Origin of the sequence: Trichococcus ilyis, from assembly GCF_900109135.1 — a bacterium.
Lineage (GTDB): Bacteria > Bacillota > Bacilli > Lactobacillales > Aerococcaceae > Trichococcus > Trichococcus ilyis.
Genome location: NZ_FNYT01000030.1, coordinates 1 through 22,027 on the forward strand (window position 1 = coordinate 1; position 22,027 = coordinate 22,027).

The following is a 22,027-nucleotide window of genomic DNA, read 5'->3' on the forward strand; positions in this document are numbered from 1 at the left end:
CAGGAGAGGTATGCCCATTTGAAGGAGGAAAGTTCTCAAGTGAAGAAACAACTCATTGGAATGGCGATCCAGCAGGAAGTATTTTTCTATACTTTCGTGCTTTCCATCGAAAATAGGATTAAATCGCTGGCAATCCTAAAGGCTTATGAGCAATGGGTTGAAGAAAAGCACAATTTTTAATTACTTGTAAAGTGGTGTACTTTTTTATAAACCCTATTTTATTTTGCCTTGGGAAGATTGATTGTAAATGTTGTGCCTTTCCCATAAATACTATCTACGGAAATAGTCCCTTGATGCGCATTCACAATGCCCTTTACAATGGAAAGGCCTATTCCTTGCCCCCCTAGTTTACTGTTTCGGGAGGGCTCCGCCATATAGAACCGTTCAAATATTTGGCCCACCTCGTCCGGATGGATTCCTTGTCCGTTGTCGATTATTCGAAAGGAAGCGGTGCCTTTACTTTGCGAAACGTAAAGGTCGATTCTTCCTCCTGAAGGGGTAAACTTAATGGCATTTGCCAACAAATTAGTTAAGACCTGATGAATTTTATCCCGGTCCGCGGAAATAAAAACGCGATTACCGCTAACGGAACAGTTGAGTTTATTTTCAACCAGCATGGGTTGGAAATTGTCCACGATTTGTTGGGCTAGTTCCGTAAGATCAAAGGTGGTTTTCTGTAGTTGAGACTCCTGACTTTCGAGTTCGTTGATCCGATCGATTTCTCCAATCAGACGCGTAATTCGGCTTATCTCTTCGTAACAACGATAGAGCCGCTCTTCAGATATTTCCCAGACACCATCTATCATGGCTTCAATATTCCCTTTCAAGGTCGTCAAAGGCGTTCTGATTTCATGGGCAATATCGGAGGACAAACGGTTTCGGATCTTCTGTTGGTGTTGAAGCTGCAAGGAAAGATCATTCACTGATACCAGCAGGTCATCAATCTCCCGGATTCCTGTTTCTTCCAGAGAAAGACTGCTGTAACGCCCTTTGGCAATTTTCTGGGTAAAATCATTGATTGTGACGATGGGGGAGCTAAGCTTTTTGGACACCACTAGCGCAAAGAAGAGGGGAATGAGGAGCGATATGAAGGCCACAAAAACCAATTTACTTTCCATATCGGAAATAAAGAGGGCGTCATGTTCTGTGTAAGCATAGGGACCCACGGATTGAATCTCCATTATGCCAATTTCTTCGGTACCATCATAAAGGGGACTACGGCTTTGCACGTAGTCACTCTCCATACCTCCCACCATTTGCTGCATATGCAGGAGATGATCCTGAACCTTGTTCTTCGCATCTTCTTCCTCAGAAGCGGATGGGCTCCATAACAGTTGCCCGTCCTCGTCGAAAATCCTCACAATCACTGACTGTTGGAGAGCATTTCGCCCAATACGCTGAATTGCTTGCGAATTTTCTTCCCAGGTACCGTTTTGTTGATAGAGATTCTCTAAATCAGTGCTGTATTCTTCCAACTCTGACTCCTGTCTCTCCCTGACATAGTCAGCAAAGTGGCTCTCTAGTAAGTTCAGTGTTATCCAGCTGAAGGCTCCTACCAGAATAAAAGAAAGCGAAACGAAGGAAAGGAGAAGTTGCCACTTTATTGTTCGCTTCATTTTTGACCACCAAATCGGTATCCCTCTCCATAGATTGTCAGGATATAGTAGGGGGTTCGCGTATCATCATCTTCTATCTTTTGTCGCAGGTTCTTAATATGGACATCAATGACTCGATCTGTTCCGTCAAAATCTAATCCTTTTACGACCTGCAAGAGCTGTTGCCTAGGGAAAATCTGCTGAGGATGTGACGCCAGAAGAGTCAGCAACCTGTACTCAGTTGGCGTTAGTCCCACTTCTACGCCCTTTTTGAATACTTGCTTGTTATCGGGATAGATTTCCAATAAACCACCTTCGAAGGACCATTTCACCTCTTGGGGTTCCGGATGTGAGCGTCGCAGTACAGTCTGTACTCGGGCCACCAGTTCTTTGGGGCTGAAGGGTTTCGTCATATAATGGTCCGCGCCGATTTGCAGTCCGCTCAGGATATCCTGTTCCGTTGTTCTCGCCGTCAGCATAATCACAGGCACGCTGGAGGATTTTCTTATTCTTCGGCAGACCTCAAGACCGGAGATATCCGGCAGCATGAGGTCCAGGACGATGAGATCCGGCCGGATGGTTTCGGCTTTCCGCAAGGCTTCTTCTCCGTCCATGGCTCTGAATACTTGGTAATTTTTAGCAACCAAGTACGCCTCTACAATCTCCAAAATGTTTTCCTCGTCATCTACAATCAAAATTTTCATATGTTTTCCCTCCATCATTCACACGATTGATTCTGTACTACTAAAAATTGTCCCACCGCACCATCTTTCCTGAGCAATGCACGATGGTAGTTTTCCAATATTGCTGAATTGAGTTTACCTTTTCATTGTGTGGGTTTTATGGAGTAGAAGATGTCCTATTGTTTTTAAAGAAGCAGTAGGAAAAGTTCTGTCGGCCTATTAATGCCTTTAGAACTACTGCAAATTTTTGTTTTTTCTTTCTCCATACGCCCTACACAATCATGCGCTATCTTAGTAGTGAATGGTTGTGTACGATCCGATAGAGGCATAATGCAGATAAGGAGTGTTAGAAAATGAATATCATTATAATGGGAATGCCCGGCGCTGGAATGGGAACCCAAGCGAGGGAAATCGCAGTTACCTATCAGATTCCGTATATCTCTACAGGTGAAATCTTCCGATCCTTCGCTGAGATGGGTAGTCCGATCGGTCTAGAAGTCAAAACATTCATGGATATGGGAAAACTAGTCCCCGATAGATTGGTCAATAAACTCCTCTGGGATCGCATGGGAGAGGATGACATGAAAGAGGGTTTCGTTTTGGAGGGATATCCGCGAACGCGTCAGCAAGCGGAAGCGTTAGAAGCATATCTGGAAAGCAAAAGACTGTCGCTGGATGTTGTCCTCTATCTGGCTGTTGGGAAAGAGGTCTTACGGAAAAGATTAGAAAAGAGGATCGATTCGCCCTGGTCAGAGGATAAATCAGAAGTCATAGAAAGACGGCTACAAGTGAGTGAGCTCGAAATGGAAGCACTGACGGGTTTCTATCAGGAAGCGGGAATCGTTTCTATGGTCAATGGCGAACAAAAGCCCGACATTGTATTCGAAAAGATACAAGGAGTTCTTCAGTTTCATTCTTAATGTGGGGTCGTTCTAATCCAGAAAATAATCTTCCTATTGGGTGAATGTCCTGATGAAAAGGTAGAAATCACGAAAAAAAAGCATGGAGACTTTTGTCTGCATGCTTTTTCTTAAGGTTTATTTTTTTTACCACTGTTAAACATATTCGATGATGCCGCGTTTAAGCATCTCTTTCCTCATAGCCTCATTTTCCACCCGCAATCGTTTTACGTCTGCTCTTAAAACAGCATTATATTTACGAACTGCACTTACGATTACCATCGTCAAAACAGGAACCAGTAGTACTAAAATGATAAATAGAGTTGTTTGCATAGTCTATGTCCTTCTTTCTGGATTGTTTTTTTTAGATTTCATAGTCATAGCATACTAGGTGATTATGTAGACTGTATGAAGAAGCAAAACTCCATTAAATCTACACATTGCTCCGGTATATTAGGGTTAACAAATCCTCAAAGTATGGATAAGTAGTAAGAATTGGCGTTTAGTAAGTGAGGGTACTATTAAAAATGTAGAGGCGTAATTGATGCCATGGATTTCAGTAAGCACAATTTATCCAATTTTCTAAAGACGAGGTGCCGATTCAAAATCGCTTTAAGGCTTACCGAAGAAAGAAGGCAGGGATATGAAAAACAAGCATCAATTAGTGTGGGGTGTGATCCTGTTTGGTGCGCTTGCTGTATTGATTGTTTACAGCAGCGGGTTGTTTTTGCTGGCAAAAAATGCGGGAACAGACGTTTATACGCAAGGGTTTTACAACAGCGGCATGATGGGTGGCAGAGTCAACAGCAACCAGAACAGCAGTGGCGAGAAATTGACGCCGGATCAGATTTTGTCGGATGTCGAAAATTATTTGAAGGGCTATGGAAATAATCTTCAAGTGGCAGATATTTTTGTCTTCACCGATGCGGATTACTACGTTTCGGTGGAAGAGAAAGATACCGGCAGAGGGGCCATGGAACTCTTGGTCAATCCTTATACGGGACAGATCTACCCCGAGCCGGGTACCAACATGATGTGGAATGAGAAATACAGCATGATGATGGGAGGATCCTTCCGCTACAATGCGAATGCAACGGATACGGCAACTGTGAACCGAACAGAAGCAGTCAAAATTGCGGATGATTTTGTGAAGAGTCAGTTGGGCGAAGCTTTTTCGGTTCCGGGTGAGGGGCACGCATTTTATGGTTATTACACTTTTCATATCAAGGAAGACGACAAAGTAATCGGGATGCTCAGTGTCAATGACCTTACCGGAGAAGTCTGGTACCATGATTGGCATGGCGATTTGGAACAAGTGATTTCTGAACATTAACAGAAAGAGGAGTGGGAAAAATGATGAATTATTATGGTTATGACATGATGGGCGGTTGGGGAATTTTCATGATGATTATCCTGGTAATCTTAATCGTTATTATCGTATACGCGGTGATGAAGCTAGTCCAAGGAGGCAATAATGCTGGCACAACTTCAAATGGCCGGGATGAGACACTTGAAATCCTTGATCAGCGTTATGCAAAAGGAGAATTATCAGACGAAGAATACCAACAAAAGAAGAAAATATTGAAAAGTTAGTTGGGTAAGTCTGAAGTTTCATGCTCGAACTGAGTTTTCTCAAAAATATATTCCGGAAATGAACTATTCATATCAAAAAGCCAAGATCATATACAAATCTTGGCTTTTTGATATGATTTTTTTCTACATAAAATCAACACATTCATATATTATTATAAAAACAGAAACATAAAATAAATCAAAGCAAGGGGATAAATTATGCACCACCATGAAAGTAAAGAAGAGAAATCAGGAACGCATAAACACAGTCCATTACATCATATGATCCATATGATTATTTGTTGTGGCCTACCAATACTGATTATAGTATCAATACCATTTATTGCTAAATATAATCTCGGACTTGCTACTATATTAGGAGTTATTGCGCCATTTATATGCCCCATTATGATGGGAGGAATGATGCTATCAATGCTAGGTGGTAAGAAAAAGGAAAACTGTTGTTCGAAAAAAGAAAGTGATACTGTACCGGAAGAGTGAGCGATTTTTTTGTAGGAAGCCATTAAAGCATCTAAAAATTGAAGGAATAGTTTTTAAATAAAAAAGTGGGGCCCAAATAATGGCTACGAATTAATGCGACATTTTTTTGGATACCGATTGTATGCATCTGATTGTGCTGTACTTGACTACTAAAAATGAACCTATAGCCCTGACTAGGTAAATTGATTATAAGACTAATTATTTGACTATTGAAAAAAGGAAGGACAGAATGTGTAATGTAGAGTACTTTCGATAATAGTCAATAAAGGAGGGTAATGAAACATGTATAAGAACCGATTGATAAAAAGTATCCTAGGTCTTTCTACATTAGTATTATTGGCCGCATGTTCTATTGATCAAGATGGAGACGTAGATTCTGAGTCCGTGGGAAATATTTCATCAGATATAGAAAGTATTGCTTCTACTTCGAATATGGGTGAAATGATGCATGATGATTCTGGAGAAATACCAGAAGGATTACTAGCAGCAGAAAACCCAACATATCGGATAGGGGACATTGTTACCATCAATTCAGACCATATGACAGGAATGCAGGGTGCAGAGGCTACTATTGTAGGGGCATTCGACACTACAGTTTACGAAGTATCCTTCAATCCAACTAATGGTGATCCGCGAGTAACAAACCATCAATGGGTTATCAAGGAAGAAATAGCTGAAGCAAAAGATGTCGAAGAACCACTGGAACCTGGCACAGAGGTTACGCTGGAAGCGAGTCATATGGAAGGCATGCAAGATGCAACTGCCACGATAGAATCAGCAGAAGACACTACCGTATATATGGTTGACTTTGAGCCGACCACAGGGGAAGAAATGGTCAGGAACCATAAATGGGTAACAGAGGCTGAACTATCGCCCAATTAAATGTTTACCTTTCCAGCATTGAAGAGATAAAGATTATCTGTTACTTGATCAAATAGATCATATATTAAAGAAACATTGGACAAAAAATAAAGGGCAAGATTCACATAAGTGAGTTTTGCCCTTTATTTTTGTCTAAAAATTAGGTGGTCTTTATTATCTGTAGTTTTGGGGTGTACCCAAAATCACCACCTGTAAAATGTTGATTTTATTGGATTTTTAATGTGGAGTACATGTGTCGAATAAATCGAGTTCGAGAAAGGGGGAAAACAGATGAACATCGGATAAGCACGTGTGTCCACCACAGACCAGAAGCTGGACCGACAGATCAAAGTCCTGAAAAAAGCAAGGCAGAAAAAATATTTTAAGAGAGAATGTCCGGTAAAAGTATGACAGATCGTGAGGAGTTTCAGCAGGCTTTGGGGTTCCTGCGAGAGAAAGATGTCCTGATTGTGGAGTCATTGGATCGACTGGGTCGAAACTATGATGATATCGGTCAGATGGAACAATAGCGCCTGGATCGGAAAGAAATTGGACTCCAAGTATTGAATTTACCGATTCTGAACCATGACCTGGGAGATCCTAATCTGCAGAAACTAATTCGGAATATGACTTTATAGTTGCTGTCCTGGACCGCCCAAAACGAATGCGGAGAAATATTGCCGGTCGCCTATCAATTGAAATCGGATATAACTTATCAACTCCTGTTAAGTAGACAAGAAATCCCGGCTCTGTGGGCACTGCTGAACAATTTGAATCGGAACAAAAAAACTTCCCGCCTTGAAAATACGCCTCTAAAATAACCCAATTTAAAAATAGAGGTTGGGACAGAAGTATTAAAAAAGAGAAAAAATCGCATGAATCAAACTGACAAATGTTGATTTCATGCGATTTCTATTTTTCTATTAGCTAATTTCCGCCAAAATTTGATTTATGTCACAGTTCTATTTTTGCAGATTCTTCTTATCTGTGACTGTTCATTGGGTGAGAGTAAAATCGTTCCCTTCTGAATCAAACGTCACCGATCTTACTTTTTATTTTCCATAACGTAATAGAAATGTTTTAGATTCTCAGGAAGTACGTATTCTTGCTCAGCTATACTATCAGCTAAACTTCCTCCGTACACCGCCTTAAGGATTCCTTCAATAACCATAGCCTTAGGGGGGACGGTATATTCTTGACCTTGATAAATCCAAATTCGACAGTCAACTACGTTCCCACACAAATCACCACAGGATTCGCATATACTTTCTTTAAACTCCATCTGAATGTCGTGTCCATTAACACGGATTGTAGGCGAACTAAGAAATTTATGAGTTACCGCTAACTCCTTAGTATTCACATTGATTTTGTTTACATGTACATCTGTCCCAGTTGCTTCAAGTACATTTGCAATTTCCTTTAAAGCTTCATCTAAGCTGTCTTCTGCGCCCTGACAGCGAGTACATACACTCAAATCCAGATATAAAAAATCAATTATTATTTTATTTTTTTCAATTTTAATTTCTTCTGCGTTTCCGCAACATCCTGTTGTACCTGAACAACATCCTGAATTGCTTTTATTAGTCATATTTAACACTCCTTGTAAGATAAAGATAAGGTTTGGATCATAAAAACCCAGGCATAATCAGCTTTTTCGTATAAGTTACTTATTAAATAAACAATTTTAGCCAGCACAACAGGATAATTTTGATAGGACTTTGTCAAACGCTACGGCTGCTAATTTTGAGCCTTCTGCCATTGTTAAATAAGGTGCTAGCGTTTCTTTTAAGTCGTCTACGGTCAATCCCAACTTGACAGATAAAGAAGCGGCGTAAATAACTTCCCCTGCATTGTCAGCAACCACATGCACTCCCAGAATTTTTCGCATTTTTCTATCAGCTACAAGTTAAATTATACCCGTCGTACCATGATTTACAATCGGTCTAGCAACATTTGTTAACGGCAACACAGATGTTTTAATTTCATATCCTCTTTCATTCGCTTTCTTTTCTGTCAAACCAACGGTTGCGAATCCGAGACTTGTAAGCGCTGCCCTAGGGACTACTGTTAAATCGATTTTTTTATTTAACCCACCAATCGCATTGTCTGCAACAATTCCTCCTTCATAGGCAGCCACGTAGACGAATTATGGAAGAGAAGAACGGATCCGCGATAAGAAAGGTCTCTTGTGAAGAAGGGAATGACGCGCATATGTTACGAGAAGAGAAGATTGTATTTACAGGCAAACTGGATACATTATCCCGGAAACAAGCCAACTACTAACACGCTAACTTTTACATTAAGCGTCCGCCCTAGGAGGGAAAACGCAAGCAACTGTCACCAAAGATACAACAATCTTGGTGGTAGGAAAGGCGAACACCAATCTTTTCCAAGAGGACCCGCGAAGTCTGAAGATGCAAAAAGTTGAAGCTTTACAGCAAGAAGGCCGACCTATTTGCTTGCTATCGGAGAAGACCTTCCTTGAGCGAGTTTCCGTACATTTGAATCAGATTGTGGGCATGATGAGGGCTAGTGAGAAATAGATTGTAATAATTGCTCTGATTAAGTAATCGATGATTCCAATGGATCCTAGAGACAGCTAGAACACGCCAGTTGCATTCACGGGTTCTGAGTTTAGAGCAGAAGAAATATCGGAATAATCCTTTCCCCTTCTCCAATTGGGAGCATTATAAGAAAGAGGATGCTTTCATGTCCCACAATGGGCAGAAGCCCCTTCCGTTATCTAGCCCCTCGGAAAGATACTTATGGTTTCTCTCGAACTTTCAAGGTTTATGAGTGCGCAAACTGCTCAGGATGCCCCTTGCGAGCGCAATGCACCAAGGCGAAAGAAGGGAACAACAGAAGAAAATAATTAAAGATTTGCTTTCGGATGCAAAGACTGGCGCAATCTACGGAAAATGGAAGATCGATGTAGAACGAGCGTTCGGATTGCTGGAGGCTAATTTGTGCTTCACTCGATTCTCTGTCAGAGGAAAGGTGAATGTGTGCAAATACGCCTCCCAAGCAGCCCTCCTTAGGAGGAAATCTGCACCTAGGTCCTCAAAAAGGTTCCAACCACCCCGATTCGGTGATTGGAACCTTTTTTCATTAGCTTACACTAGTTATATCCCAACTTCAGGGAAACATGAATAGATGGAAAAAGCAATATTAATGTTCTTTCTCGGCTGCGCCTTATGAGCATAGTCTGCAGCAAGTTTGGACATTATGAATTCCTCCTTCTAATGTATAGATTTATTCTGCTATCTCCCGAACATGGTCCAGGACTTGCTCTAAGATATGTACAACATGGGGATCATCGAGGCTGTAAAAAATCGCTTTTCCCTCTCTCCTTGCTTTAACCAAGCGCGCCTCTTTCAAAGTTCTTAATTGGTGGGAGATAGCGGATTGCTCCATTTCCAAGGAAGTGGTAATTGAGCCTACGCTTAATTCTTGTTGTTGCAGAAGAAAGAGGATCGATATTCTGGTAGGATCACTGATAATCTTAAAAATCTTGCTGACAGACTGGATGGATTTTTTGTCCAACTGCGGTGTTATTGGTGTATTCACTTGCACTCTCTCCTTTTTACATGACCAAACGTTCATGATTAGGGTAACATACGTTTGATGAAATGCAAATTTTTTATCTTGAGATAAGGGTATACCTTTTTTTGGCTCACTAAAAAATGAATTGAAAATTTGAAAAAATTTAAAAAAATAGCAAAATGAAAAGTTTAGTTTTGACATTGAATAGCAAATCATTTAAAATGAATGTATAAACATATGAATTGCAAATCATGTTTAAAACGAAAATATTCCGATTTAGGGAAGTAGAGAGGTGATTCTTAAATGTCTCATAATGGAGACCATCTTGCATAGCTATGGGATGAGTTGACAGCGCAAACCATTTAAATAAGCTGGAAAGAAGCATGATTATGTTGCAGGTGGTACCAGCGCAATGTAGCTGATATAACTCCGCTTTTTCTTCGTTTGGGTATAGGCACAGTCATTATTGTAGCAGCTTGGTTAATGCAATTGATAAATATTTAAGTTTATCGAGAAGGGTGATGGAAATGAAAAATATACAAGAACAACACACACACGAAAATCATAGCCACAATCACAAGCACGATCACGATCACAATCACGGAAAATTGCCCATTGTCATGTATTTCATTGGGTTAGTTGTGGCACTTGTTGCATTGTTTTTAAGTGAAAAATATTTGATACTGCAAAATATTTTATTCTCACTGGCGACAATCAGTATGGGCTATCATGTCGTTATTCTTGAGGGCATGGGAGAAACGGTTAAGAACACAAAAATTAAAAAAAGATTTACCCCTAACTCTCATATTTTAATGGGATTGGCTGCCATTGGCGCTTCTTTGATGGGCAATTTTTGGGAAGGAACGTTGCTGATTCTTATTTTTTCTGCTGCCCATTTTCTTGAGGAGTATGCCGAGGGACGAAGCAAAAGAGAAATTGCGAAATTACTCGAAATGAACCCAACAAAAGCTAGGTTAATCCTTCCAGACGGAAATACAAAAATCGTTGACGTTAGTGAATTAAAAGTGGGAGATCAACTCCAAGTATTAAATGGGGACCAAGTACCCATTGATGGGATGATTTTATCGGGCATTACTTCCATTGATGAATCTTCCATTAATGGTGAAAGTATACCCAAAGAGAAGTCTAAAGGAGACATTGTATTTGGGAGTACGATTAATGGAACAGGGACGTTTACAATGGAAGTCACGAAAGAAACGAAAGACACTGTTTTCTCCAAAATCTTACAACTCGTCAGTCAAAACCAAGAAAATCAAACAAGAGCTGCTAGTATTATCCAAAAGTTTGAACCAAGATATGTTAGTTTTGTTTTGATCGCAATCCCACTCTTCATCTTATTTACTCCCTTTTTATTTCATTGGACATGGTCCGAAAGTATTTACAGAGGCTTAGTTCTTTTAGTGGCAGCCTCCCCTTGTGCCCTGGCAGCAAGCACCGTCTCCGCGACTCTGTCCGCAACCTCTAATCTGGCGAAACGAGGCGTGCTTTCCAAAGGAAGTACCTTTCTCTCCCAATTAGCGGATATCGATGCCATTGCCTTCGACAAAACCGGGACCCTTACGCGTGGAAAACCGGAAGTAACCCATTACTATTTTGCTGATTCTGTGAATGAGGAACAGCTTATTGATATCGTAGTGGCTCTTGAAAAAGGAGCAAATCACCCACTGGCCAATGCAATCTTAGAAAAATTTGAAGCCAAAACTAACCTAAACATCGAAGTGACTAATCAAATCGGGAAAGGTCTAACAGGGGGCTATAACGGAAAAAATTATCGTATCGGAAAACCGTCTTCTTTTGATACGGTCCCGGATGAGTATCTCCGTTCCAACAATGAATGGTCTTCACAAGGAAATACAGTTGTCTATGTAGCGGAAGATGAAAAAGTGATTGGGTTTATTGCCCTCATGGATATTCCGAGCGAACATGCGCGAGAAACCATTGATTACTTTAGGAAACTGGGGATCCACACCACGTTGATTACGGGTGACTCGGAGTTGACAGGGAAAGCTGTAGGTGAACAGCTCGGTGTCGCAGAAGTGATTGCGAATGTCATGCCTGAAGACAAATCGAATATTATTAGTGAACAAAAAGAAAAATATGGTGTGACCGCCATGGTAGGAGATGGTGTGAACGATGCGCCAGCCCTCGTGAAGGCAGATGTCGGGATTGCGATGGGAGATGGTACGGATGTTGCGGTAGACGTATCTGATCTCGTTTTAATGCAAAATAATCTATCAAAACTAGTCCAAGCACATAAAATTTCTAAAAAAATGAACAAAGTGATTTGGCAAAATATCTACTTTTCCATGGCCGTCGTGGTCTTCTTAGTTATCGTTAGCCTTTTTGGGTTAACTGATATTGCAATCAGTGTCATTGTTCATGAGGGGAGTACTATCGTTGTAATTCTGAATGGACTTCGATTGTTAAGGTCTAACTAAATGTTGTCCTTCTAGTAAAGCCAAAGGATTGAGCTCGTGCAAAGGGTAAGAGCGCACATCTTTGCACGAGCTCTTTTATTTTTTCGTTTGTCAAAATAAACTCAATAGAATCCCCAGCTTTCAATGTGCCAGCTGGGAACTATACTTCCTCGTCGCAGTCTTATACAATAGTTAGTGAATCTATTCCTTACAAAGAGAGGTTACTGCATGATTTTATATTACCTACTGGCAGCTTTTTTGATTGCCACAGACCAACTGATGAAATGGGGGATCGTCCAAAATTTTTCCCTGTACGACCAGATGGAAGTTATTCCAGGCATTTTTTCCTTGTACTACATTCAAAACCGCGGGGCAGCATGGGGAATCCTTGAAGGAAGGATAGGTTTCTTCTTCCTCACCACCGTCGTGGTAGTGGGGTATATGGTTTACACCTTCCATAAGCAGCTGCAAAATAGCCGCTTGTCCGGCATTAGCTTCTCCTTCATTCTGGCAGGGGCTTTGGGCAACTTCATTGACCGGATGCGTATCGGCTATGTAGTGGATATGCTCCGTTTTGATTTCATCAATTTCCCGATTTTCAACTTGGCAGATGTTTTCCTCACCTTAGGAGTCAGCAGCATGATTATCTATATTCTCTTTTTCGAGAAAGAGGAAGACAATACGTCCAGTAGGGACATAGAAAGAAAGGGCAACTAAAAAAAGAGCGCAGACAGTTTATTTCAAAAGCTGATTCCGGTATTCCCCCCCGGAATCAGCTTTTTCAGTTGTTATTGCTTCCTGTTTGCAGTAGGTGCTTTTCAAAGTGATTCACATCGAGCTGCTAGTCAGGTAACGGAGGAGATATCTTAATCCTTTCTTGGCATGATATACAATACCATTGAAATTTTTAACAAATACTGATACAATTCATTCAAATGAACATTTGAATGATAGGGGGCTTAAAAATGGAAGAAGTGGACTTAGAAGTTTGTCAAACTACGATTGTTCATGAGGGAAAAGTTAATTATGTTAAATCCGAACTACACGGTAAAAACTTTGCGGACTTACTGGTACTAAGTAAATGCCTGGGAGATCTCTCCAGAGTTCAAATTCTATATGCATTATCCACTTATAAGGAAATGTGTGTCTGTGACTTAGCAGCTATTATTGATGCGAGCACGGCCACCACTTCTCATCATTTACGTTTTCTGAAAAAAAATGGCATAACCAAATCGTATAAAGAAGGGAAAATGGTTTATTATTCGCTCGCGAATCAAGAAATTTCAGATGCTATTGGTTCTTTGCTGAAAATATCGGAAGGCCTGCAGCTCACTTCTTAGATTGGAGGGACTAACCATGTTGCCAACGATTGTATCTGCCCTTGCGGTATATGTTTCTACGAATATTGATTACCTACTAATCCTCATGATTATTTTCTCCCAAAACGATACAAGAAGGAGAATAAAGATGATTATTGGGGGACAATATTTAGGAATGGGAATCTTAGTCGCCTTTAGTTTATTTGCAGCTTTTGTATTAAATTTTATTCCGCAAGACTGGGTTATCGGTTTGCTGGGATTAATCCCCTTGTCATTAGGGATCCGGTTGGCCCTAAAAAGGGAGGATCCGGAAGATGAGAATGTGCTTGAAAAAATGCAAGCACGTGGCTCCAATCCATTATTTTGGACGATAGCCCTGATTACCGTTGCTTCTGGCGGGGATAATCTAGGAATTTATATCCCCTACTTCACGGCCCTTACCTGGCCGGAAACTACTGTAGCGTTAATCGTTTTTGCAATTTCTATAGCGATTCTCTGCCATATCAGTTACAAACTGTCAAAAATTTCTTTGATATCCGAAACCATAGAAAAATATAAGCGGCCGGTTGTCTCCCTGGTTTTCATTGGCTTAGGTATTTATATCATGGTCGAGAATGGCACCATTCAAACATTATTCAGTTTATAAAAGAAGTCAGTTAATTCATTAGAGGAGAGATACAATGGACGATAACAAAAAACTACACGAATGGATCCTAGATGGGATCGACTGCGCAAATTGTGCCAACAAGGTTGAAAGAGGCGTCGCCAAAGTTGTAGGTGTTGCCAATAGTAATGTGAACTATATGACGCAAACATTGAGTTTCGAGGTAACAGGAGAGCGGGAAGACCTTGTCTTATCCCTAGTGAAACAAAAAGTGAACAAGTTGGAACCTGGTGTTGTCTTGAAGAATAAGGCGGACGGCCGATTGATCGAAGTTGGCACCCAAGGAAATGATAAAAATCTAATAGATGAAAACAAACAACACTACGAGTGGATCTTGGATGGGATTGACTGCGCAAATTGTGCCAGCAAGATTGAAAGAGGTGTCTCCCAAGTTGCGGGCGTTGCCAATAGTAATGTGAACTATATGACGCAAACATTGAGTTTCGATGTAACAGAGGAAAGAGAAGAACTTGTTTTATCCCAAGTGAAACAAAAAGTGAACAAGTTAGAGCCTGATGTTGTCTTGAAAAATAAAGCGGACGGTAAACTCATTGGAGCAGACAGTCAATCGGTAGCGCTTTCTGAGGGTCTGGAACAAGTAGATCGTGATGAAGAGAAAGGGGAAAGAGACGAATTAAAGACTACCATTATTCGTTTGGTACTCGGGTTCGCCCTCATGCTAGCCGGAATCTTCCTGCCGCTCGAAGGAGGGCTTTCTGTTACCCTATTTGTGAGTGCCTATCTGATTGCAGGTTATGATGTCGTATGGCGTGCCGTACGGAATATTTTCCACGGACAAGTATTTGATGAGAACTTCCTGATGACCATTGCGACCCTTAGTGCCTTCTACATTCAGCAATACCCGGAGGCTGTTGCGGTTATGCTTTTCTATCAAGTTGGAGAAGTGTTCCAGGAAGTCGCTCTTTCGAAGTCGCGTCGCTCGATTGCGGACCTGATGGATATCCGTCCCGATTATGCGAATTTGGATACAGGAAACGGGATCGAGAAGGTCGCCCCGGAAACCATAAAGGTGGGCGATATCATTCTGGTCCGCCCGGGTGAAAAAGTACCCTTGGACGGAAAGGTAGTGGACGGGACTTCCGCTATGGATACGTCCGCATTGACCGGGGAGTCCGTACCGCGGAGCGTGACTCCTGGTGATTCTGTCCTCAGTGGCTTTATCAATCGCAATGGTGTGTTGAAAGTAGCGGTGGAGAAACCTTTTTCGGAATCCACCGTCAAAAAGATCTTGGATCTGGTGGAGAATGCCAGTGGGCGAAAAGCTCCCACCGAGCAGTTTATCACCAAATTTGCTCGCTACTATACGCCCGTTGTCGTGGTGGCCGCGCTCTTGTTGGCCGTTGTGCCGCCATTGTTACTGCCAGGAGCTACTTTTAATGAATGGATATACAGAGCCAGTATCTTTTTGGTCATTTCTTGTCCTTGTGCTTTAGTCGTCTCCATCCCTGTTGGGTTTTTTGGCGGAATTGGTTCTGCTTCTCGAAAAGGAATTTTAGTGAAAGGCAGTAATTTCCTGGAAGGTTTGAACGACCTCAAGTATGTAGTGATGGACAAAACAGGTACATTAACAAAAGGGAAATTTGAACTAACTGCTATAGAACCAAAGAATGGAATCAATTCACAGCAGTTACTTGAGTTAGCTGCTTACATAGAATCTCATTCTACTCACCCAATAGCTGATTCCATTAAAGAACAGTATGGAAGAGAGATTCACGAAGAAAGAATTACGGCATATAATGAAATTGCTGGTTACGGAATTCAAGCCACTATTGACGGAAAAGAAGCGTTGGCAGGAAATGCCCATCTAATGGAAAAATTCTCGATTAATTTTGAGGAAGTAAAAGAAATCGGAACAATCGTTTATCTAGCTGTTGATGGAGTGTATATGGGGCATTTATTGATTGCTGACGCAATCAAAGAAGATGCCATTGAAAGCATTGCTGCAATGAAAAACTTAGGAATCAAAAATATTATTATGCTAACCGGGGATTCCAAAAAAGTTGGAGAAGCAGTAGCTAAGAAACTAGGCATTACGGAAGTTTATAGCGAACTTTTGCCACAAGATAAAGTGACTATATTCGAGGAAATCCTTTCTCGTAAAGAAAAAAATGAGAAAGTCGCTTTCGTGGGGGATGGAATCAATGACACTCCGGTACTGGCCCGCTCTGATATCGGCATTGCCATGGGTGGCCTGGGGTCAGACGCGGCAATTGAGGCCGCGGATGTTGTGATCATGGATGACAAAATCTCTAAGATTGCTACTGCCATGCAGGTGGCCAAGGATACCCGTCGCATTGTATGGCAAAATATCTTCTTCGCCCTTGGGGTGAAAGGATTATTCCTCATTATGGGTGCCTTCGGGTTTGCCACGATGTGGGAAGCTGTCTTTGCGGATGTAGGGGTAACTGTCATAGCCGTTCTGAATGCTATGAGAATCCTCAATAAGTAGATTATGCTAGCGAGAAGGGACTTCTTTGAATAAAAGAGAAGTTCCCTTTTTATTTTTTGTAAAAATCCCCCAGTATCCTTATAATTTTCCAACTTAAAAGTCAGGGTGGTTATTTTCTAAGCCTCATTCAATCAAAATAAGGATTCGAATTGGCGTTTAGTAATCCAGGGCACTATAATTAACAATATAGGGTCGTATTTCGACGACACAGCTCTCAGTAAGCGGCGTTTATCAAAAGGTCTCAAGAATAAGGTGCCGATCTAAAATCACTTTGAAGGCTTAACGGAGAAAGAAGGCGAGGATATGAAAAACAAACATCAATTAGTTTGGGGTGTGATTCTGTTTGGTTCAATTGCCGTACTGATTGGGTACAGTATGTGGTTGTTTTTGTTCGCAAAAAGTGCTGAAACAGTCGTTTACAATCAAGGGTATTACAACAATGGCATGATGAACGGCAGAGTCAACAGCAACCAGAATCAGAACAGTAGCAATGAGAAATTGACCCCCGACCAAATTCTGTTGGATGTCGAAAATTATTTGAATGGTTATGGAAATAACCTTCAAGTGGCGGATATTTTTGTCTTCAATGATGCGGATTACTACGTTTCAGTGGAAGAGAAAGATACCGGCAGAGGGGCAATGGAAATTTTGATCAATCCTTATACGGGGCAGACTTATCCCGAACCGGGTCCCAACATGATGTGGAACGAGAAATACAGCATGATGATGGGCTCCTTCCGCTACAATGCGAACGCAACGTATACGGCAAAGGTGAACGAGACAGAAGCAGTCAAAATTGCGGACGATTTTGTGAAGAGCCAACTAGGGGAGGATTTTTCGGTTCCGGGTGAAGGGCATGCGTTTTATGGCTATTACACGTTTCATATCAAGCAAGATGACAAAGTCATCGGGATGCTGAGTGTCAATGATCTTACTGGAGAAGTCTGGTACCATGATTGGCATGGGGATCTGGAACAAGTGATTTCTGAACATTAGCAGAAGGGGAGCGGAAAAAATGATGAATTATTACGGATATAACATGATGGGTGGATGGGGAATTTTCATGATGATCATCCTGGTAATCTTAATAGTTATCATCGTATATGCGGTGATAAAATTAGTCCAGGGAGGCAGTAATGCTGGCAAAACATCAAATGGCCGGGATGAAGCACTTGAAATCCTTAATCAGCGTTATGCAAAAGGAGAACTATCGGATGAAGAATACCAACAAAAGAAGAAAATATTGAAAGAATAGAGAGGATATGAACAAACCCTCCTGTGAAGGAGTTAAAACTATATGGAAACATCATTACCTTCTCCGTTAGATTGAGAGACTAATCAATCAATAAGCAAATTAGTTAAGATTATCAGCGACCCAACAAGATTATCGATTTTTTTTCTTTTACAGAATAAAGAACTAGTATTGCACTTTCCTTAGACATGCAACAGTCTGCTGTTTCTCATCAGTTAAAAACTTTGAAAGGCTCATGTTCAGTAAAAATAAGAAGAGACGGAAAATTATGATTTACAGTCTGGATGACATTCACGTGTTTAGTAGCCTCGAGCAAGTCTTAGACTATACAAAAGAACAAAAACCATTGTAATGCAGAATATTATTTTTACATTAGGAGTTAAGGCTATATTCCTTGTGCTTGGGGATTCAGGCGTAGCATCAATGTGGGAAGTAGTATTTATAGACGCGGGAGTTGCCATCATTGCAGTTTTAAATGCAATGCGTGTAATGAATACTAAGAGTATCTAACATTGTAAAAAATATTTAGAGAAGAAGCTTTAACATGGAGGAACAGTTATGAATGAATATATGAAGCTAACTAAAGATGTTTTTCAAATTGATGCTCAACAATGGTGCAAGGAAATTGAAGATTTCATAAATGAAAAATTTTCCGAGTCATATCGAGATGGTATTGTAGTTCCTATTTCAGGTGGACTTGACTCCAGTGTAACGGCTGCACTTTGTACTCGTGCTATTGGCAAGGATAAGGTTAAGGGGTTGATGCTTCCTGAAAGATGGGGAAATCCTCAAGCTGATCATTATGGCCGAATGATCAGCAAACACCTTGGTATAGAAACAGTAAAAATTAGTATTAGCCCTATTTTAAGGGGGTTGGGAACTTCTGGTTTTCTTTTGTCTGTACTATCAGGCCGCGTATTTTGGAAAGATATTGTAAATAAAATCGTGTATAAGAGCGGGCATTCACAAAAAGAAGATTATTTAGATTCACTCACAGGAAAGCTCAATCCGTGGAAACGGAAGATGATTGCAAAAATCACTTCTAAACAAAGAGCGAGGGTTCTGGTAGCTTATAAATTTGCTGAAGAGAACAACTATATGGTCGCTGGTTCTGCACATAAAACGGAGGATATGGTTGGACTCTTCTGCAAATACGGAATAGATGATTGTGCTGATATCATGCCTATGAAAAATATATATCGAAGCCATATTCTTCAGTTAGCAGAATTCTTAGAAATACCCTTGGAGATATTACATCGTTCTCCAAATCCAGATATTTTACCAGGAGTAACAGATAAATATATGAGTTATTTTGAGATGGATTACCTTAAGATTGATTTGATACTCTTTGGTCAGCAAAAGGGATTAACCGCTCATGAAATTGCAAACCAGCTTGGAATGAATGAGCAAGCAGTTAAAGAAATGTATGAGATTGTTCAGTTAAGCAAACACATGCGAAATCATGCATTGGCGCCAATTTTGAAATATTGAGTAGCTTGCTGTACAAGAAATTTCATATTAACTCAACTTTCGCACCATAAAAATCAAGGTCAATTCTTGATATAAAAAACATTTCTACCTATATAGTTATGCCGCTAAAGCCCTTGATAGACCGCTAACAGCCTGATTAAAGGCTCGCTTCAGAAAGGCAGGCATATTACGGAAGAGCTTATCCAAAAGCGATTGAACTATTTCTTCGGATATAGCAGGTTCAGCTGTAAGAGATGCCTTCAGGCAGTTCAAGACTAACAAGATTGCCTCTGCAAAGCGGATATCTTCCAGTTAAAAGCAGACCGATGGTCCGGGAATCCTTCTCTTCACGAGTACGGAGGGCGATCATGATGTAGCGCGTGAAGACAATCGTTGTGTGGGTAAACCATCGTATCGTAATTGCGGTACTGAAATTCTTTGTCCAAAGCTACGTGTGATTTCGCCATCTTAAAGAAGCGCACTGTATCCAAATGATTTCCATATAGACGTACAATTTCCTCTTCGAGCAGTTTGGTATTCGTGGACAGGATGGCTAGTCAATTTTTGGCCATGCGAACGCAAAGTACAGCTAAATAAGTATATCTACCATACAAAAAGGCTATCCAAAAAGTCATTTGAAATAGGATTTTTGGATAGCCTCTTTTTGGCTTGCTTTGCACTTTCAGGAGCGGTTGCTTTGGTGGATTTTTCAGCATCTTTTTTTTCAGGTTCAGCGTAATCGCTATTTGGCGCTTACGATTCAGCTAATGCATGTTGGATTTTCTCAATTTTAACTTCGTATTTTTTATGATAATAATTCAGTGAAGCCATCATATATCGACAGCGTATCAAAAGAAATAGCATTACCTGTTGCAGATAGCGCTATGAATCCTGTAGTAGATGTTGAATATACTACAGAAATCATTCCTGTAGAGGAAATGGAGAGTCTCAAAGAAATTAGAAAAGACTTACTTTTAGAGAAATTTATGATTTTAAACAAATAAAATAGTGAGCACTTAATTTTACAGAGTAATAGTCAAAACTTAACAGCTTCGAAACGGAAAAATGAATATTTTCCATCAGCTTTTCGTGTAAGATACCTGTTAAATAAACAATTTCAGCCTGCACAGCAGGATAATTTTGATACGTCTTTGTCAAACGCTAAGGCTGCCAATTTTAAGCCTTCTGCCATTGTTAAGTAAGGTGCAAGCGTTTCTTTTAAGTCGTCTACGGTCAATCCGAATTTAACGGCTAAAGTGGCTGCGTAAATAACTTCCCCTGCATTGTCAGCGACCACATGCACTCCCAGAATTTTTCGCGTTTTTCCATCAACTACAAGTTTAATTACACCTGCCGTGTCATGATTTACAATCGCTCTAGCAACATTTTTTAACGGCAACACAGACGTTTTAATTTCATATCCTTTTTCTTTCGCTTTCTTTTCTGTTAAACCAACGGTTGCGAATCCGGGACTTGTAAACGTAACACCAGGGACCACTGTTAAATCGATTTTTTTATTTAACCCACCAATCGCATTGTCTGCAACAATTCCTCCTTCATAGGCAGCCACGTAGACGAATTGAGGCCCTAATGTGACATCTCCCGCTGCATAGATCTTTTCATTGCTTGTCTCACCAAAATCATTTATTTTGATTTCGTTGTGGGCTCCAACTTTAACTCCTGCTGCACTTAAGTTCAATGCTTCAGTATTGGGCGTTCTTCCTGTGCTGATTAGTAGCTGGTCTGACTCAATAATCTTTTTCTTGTCGTTTACAATAATATGGACTTTTTTAATCTCTCCGTCTTGCTCCACTCGCTCATAAGCTGCTCCAGAAATGAGTTTTATTCCTTGTTCGATGAGAGATTTCTCCATTGCTTCAGAAATCTCAGGGTCATACTCTTTCAAGAATTGCTTGCTTCTTTGAATTAGGGTAACTTCTGAACCCAGATTATGGAAGAGCTGTCCGAGTTCTCTTCCGATATAACCCGATCCAATAACGGTTAAGCGTTTTGGGACTTTTTTAAGTTCAAGAAGAGTTGTGCTAGTCAGATAATCTACTTGTTCAAGTCCTGGAGTATCGGGTATGAGGGGAGAAGCCCCGGTTGCGATTAAAAAGCGGTGGGCAGAAAATGCTTGTCCGTTCACTTCAATAGTACTTTCATTGATAAAATGTGCTTCTCCCTTAATTAAATCAAATCCATACTCATCAATTAAATCAATGTATTTTTGGTTCCGTAAATCACTGACTAGTTCATTTTTTTGATTCCCTAAGCGACCTAATTCTACTTCTCCCGCAGAAGTGTGTAATCCTTCAAAAGGATTCGTGTGTGCGGATCGATTGATTTCTCCAGCTCTAAGAAGCGTTTTTGAGGGAACACACCCCGTATTCACACAGGTGCCGCCTACCGTTCCTCGTTCAATCATGCCCACCTTTGCTCCATACTCGACTGCTTTTATAGCTGCTGAAAAAGCAGCTCCGCCAGAACCGATAATGAGCAAATCATATTCCTCTTTATTAACTGACACCACATGCTCTCGAGCAGATAAGTTCTCTATTTCTCCGGGCTCATAATTTGTTTCTTTCACTGCTTTAATCGCAGTTTCTATCGCACAGTCGTCAGGCAATTGAAACACCGCCTCGTTCCGACGAAAATTAACTTTAATCTTGGTCGCTCCGATACTTTCAAGCGCTTTTTCTATGTGCTCTTCGCACCCTGTACAAGTCATGCCGTGAATGCCCATTTTAAATTGATTCATTT

22 protein-coding genes and 4 pseudogenes are annotated in these 22,027 nt (G+C 40.7%); 19 read left to right on the forward strand and 7 right to left on the reverse strand.

The annotated features are described in order from the left end of the window. A pseudogene (locus BMX58_RS14740) lies at window positions 1-180 on the forward strand (IS701 family transposase); the annotation flags it as partial. Between the two features lie 38 nt (window positions 181-218). Here BMX58_RS14740 and BMX58_RS12045 read toward each other — a convergent pair. Together BMX58_RS12045 and BMX58_RS12050 are read right to left on the reverse strand one after the other, a co-directional pair. Then, window positions 219-1,616: a sensor histidine kinase gene (locus tag BMX58_RS12045; RefSeq protein WP_068624577.1), complete on the reverse strand. Its 1,398-nt coding sequence runs from the start codon at window positions 1,614-1,616 to the stop codon at window positions 219-221. Beyond that, window positions 1,613-2,299, reverse strand: coding sequence for a response regulator transcription factor (locus BMX58_RS12050; RefSeq protein WP_068561771.1), 687 nt, complete (start codon window positions 2,297-2,299; stop codon window positions 1,613-1,615). The genes BMX58_RS12045 and BMX58_RS12050 overlap by 4 nt, the downstream gene beginning before the upstream one ends. Before the next feature lie 332 nt (window positions 2,300-2,631). Between BMX58_RS12050 and BMX58_RS12055 the strand changes: the two genes are divergently transcribed. After that, entirely contained in the window at window positions 2,632-3,198 is a 567-nt protein-coding gene (locus BMX58_RS12055; RefSeq protein ID WP_068624579.1) for an adenylate kinase family protein, read from the forward strand. Window positions 3,199-3,333: 135 nt separating this feature from the next. Here BMX58_RS12055 and BMX58_RS14745 read toward each other — a convergent pair whose 3' ends face one another. Further along, window positions 3,334-3,510 (reverse strand): hypothetical protein, encoded by a 177-nt coding sequence (locus tag BMX58_RS14745; RefSeq protein ID WP_157077267.1) that lies wholly within the window; start codon window positions 3,508-3,510, stop codon window positions 3,334-3,336. A gap of 310 nt (window positions 3,511-3,820) precedes the next feature. Between BMX58_RS14745 and BMX58_RS12060 the strand changes: the two genes are divergently transcribed. The 5 genes from BMX58_RS12060 (at window position 3,821) to BMX58_RS14960 (ending at window position 6,641) form a co-directional block, all read left to right on the forward strand. Continuing rightward, entirely contained in the window at window positions 3,821-4,510 is a 690-nt protein-coding gene (locus tag BMX58_RS12060; protein WP_068624580.1) for a hypothetical protein, read from the forward strand. A gap of 20 nt (window positions 4,511-4,530) precedes the next feature. After that, on the forward strand, window positions 4,531-4,770 hold the full coding sequence (locus BMX58_RS12065) for an SHOCT domain-containing protein (RefSeq protein WP_068624582.1): 240 nt from the start codon (window positions 4,531-4,533) through the stop codon (window positions 4,768-4,770). 198 nt (window positions 4,771-4,968) lie between these two features. Continuing rightward, a complete protein-coding gene (locus BMX58_RS12070; RefSeq protein WP_068561767.1) occupies window positions 4,969-5,250 on the forward strand; it encodes a hypothetical protein in 282 nt (93 codons plus the stop codon). A 282-nt stretch (window positions 5,251-5,532) separates the two neighbouring features. Next, on the forward strand, window positions 5,533-6,132 hold the full coding sequence (locus BMX58_RS12075; RefSeq protein ID WP_068624584.1) for a YdhK family protein: 600 nt from the start codon (window positions 5,533-5,535) through the stop codon (window positions 6,130-6,132). Between the two features lie 386 nt (window positions 6,133-6,518). Next, window positions 6,519-6,641 carry a recombinase family protein gene (locus BMX58_RS14960; protein ID WP_239420606.1) on the forward strand — a complete coding sequence of 41 codons (123 nt, stop codon included), beginning with the start codon at window positions 6,519-6,521 and terminating at the stop codon, window positions 6,639-6,641. Window positions 6,642-7,156: 515 nt separating this feature from the next. Here BMX58_RS14960 and BMX58_RS12085 read toward each other — a convergent pair. Continuing rightward, a complete protein-coding gene (locus tag BMX58_RS12085) occupies window positions 7,157-7,699 on the reverse strand; it encodes a DUF2703 domain-containing protein (RefSeq protein WP_068624586.1) in 543 nt (180 codons plus the stop codon). 96 nt (window positions 7,700-7,795) lie between these two features. Beyond that, window positions 7,796-8,257: pseudogene (locus BMX58_RS12090) on the reverse strand (mercury(II) reductase); the annotation flags it as partial. Between the two features lie 573 nt (window positions 8,258-8,830). On the opposite strand from BMX58_RS12090, the gene BMX58_RS15080 reads away from it, so the two are divergent. Then, entirely contained in the window at window positions 8,831-8,983 is a 153-nt protein-coding gene (locus tag BMX58_RS15080; RefSeq protein WP_162268643.1) for a transposase, read from the forward strand. A gap of 380 nt (window positions 8,984-9,363) precedes the next feature. Here the strand turns inward: BMX58_RS15080 and BMX58_RS12105 are convergent, their stop codons facing one another. Next, complete coding sequence (locus tag BMX58_RS12105) at window positions 9,364-9,678, reverse strand: ArsR/SmtB family transcription factor (protein WP_068624590.1); 315 nt, start codon at window positions 9,676-9,678, stop codon at window positions 9,364-9,366. A 503-nt stretch (window positions 9,679-10,181) separates the two neighbouring features. Here BMX58_RS12105 and BMX58_RS12110 point away from each other — a divergent pair. The 11 genes and pseudogenes from BMX58_RS12110 to BMX58_RS14610 all read left to right on the forward strand — a co-directional run bounded on the left by BMX58_RS12110 (window position 10,182) and on the right by BMX58_RS14610 (window position 20,271). Next, window positions 10,182-12,113, forward strand: coding sequence for a heavy metal translocating P-type ATPase (locus BMX58_RS12110; protein ID WP_068624593.1), 1,932 nt, complete (start codon window positions 10,182-10,184; stop codon window positions 12,111-12,113). A gap of 207 nt (window positions 12,114-12,320) precedes the next feature. Then, window positions 12,321-12,809 (forward strand): signal peptidase II, encoded by a 489-nt coding sequence (gene lspA, locus BMX58_RS12115; protein WP_068624595.1) that lies wholly within the window; start codon window positions 12,321-12,323, stop codon window positions 12,807-12,809. Window positions 12,810-13,057: 248 nt separating this feature from the next. After that, the gene (locus tag BMX58_RS12120) at window positions 13,058-13,432 is read left to right on the forward strand and encodes an ArsR/SmtB family transcription factor (protein ID WP_177187488.1); all 375 of its coding nucleotides are present in this window, start codon (window positions 13,058-13,060) and stop codon (window positions 13,430-13,432) included. A 16-nt stretch (window positions 13,433-13,448) separates the two neighbouring features. After that, window positions 13,449-14,057 (forward strand): CadD family cadmium resistance transporter, encoded by a 609-nt coding sequence (locus BMX58_RS12125; protein ID WP_068624596.1) that lies wholly within the window; start codon window positions 13,449-13,451, stop codon window positions 14,055-14,057. A gap of 34 nt (window positions 14,058-14,091) precedes the next feature. Beyond that, window positions 14,092-14,205 (forward strand): annotated as a pseudogene (locus tag BMX58_RS15045) (cation transporter); the annotation flags it as partial. Between the two features lie 171 nt (window positions 14,206-14,376). Continuing rightward, window positions 14,377-16,545 (forward strand): heavy metal translocating P-type ATPase, encoded by a 2,169-nt coding sequence (locus BMX58_RS12130; protein ID WP_239420607.1) that lies wholly within the window; start codon window positions 14,377-14,379, stop codon window positions 16,543-16,545. A 303-nt stretch (window positions 16,546-16,848) separates the two neighbouring features. Then, a complete protein-coding gene (locus BMX58_RS12135) occupies window positions 16,849-17,541 on the forward strand; it encodes a hypothetical protein (RefSeq protein WP_068624600.1) in 693 nt (230 codons plus the stop codon). Between the two features lie 19 nt (window positions 17,542-17,560). Continuing rightward, window positions 17,561-17,800 (forward strand): SHOCT domain-containing protein, encoded by a 240-nt coding sequence (locus BMX58_RS12140; protein WP_068624602.1) that lies wholly within the window; start codon window positions 17,561-17,563, stop codon window positions 17,798-17,800. A gap of 90 nt (window positions 17,801-17,890) precedes the next feature. Continuing rightward, window positions 17,891-18,149 (forward strand): annotated as a pseudogene (locus BMX58_RS12145) (ArsR/SmtB family transcription factor). A gap of 206 nt (window positions 18,150-18,355) precedes the next feature. Then, entirely contained in the window at window positions 18,356-19,288 is a 933-nt protein-coding gene (gene nadE, locus BMX58_RS12155; RefSeq protein WP_068624605.1) for an NAD(+) synthase, read from the forward strand. Window positions 19,289-20,088: 800 nt separating this feature from the next. Then, on the forward strand, window positions 20,089-20,271 hold the full coding sequence (locus tag BMX58_RS14610; protein ID WP_131814095.1) for a BTB/POZ domain-containing protein: 183 nt from the start codon (window positions 20,089-20,091) through the stop codon (window positions 20,269-20,271). Window positions 20,272-20,384: 113 nt separating this feature from the next. Here BMX58_RS14610 and merA read toward each other — a convergent pair whose 3' ends face one another. Beyond that, entirely contained in the window at window positions 20,385-22,025 is a 1,641-nt protein-coding gene (merA, locus tag BMX58_RS12160; RefSeq protein ID WP_068624607.1) for a mercury(II) reductase, read from the reverse strand. Between the last annotated feature and the right edge of the window lie 2 nt (window positions 22,026-22,027).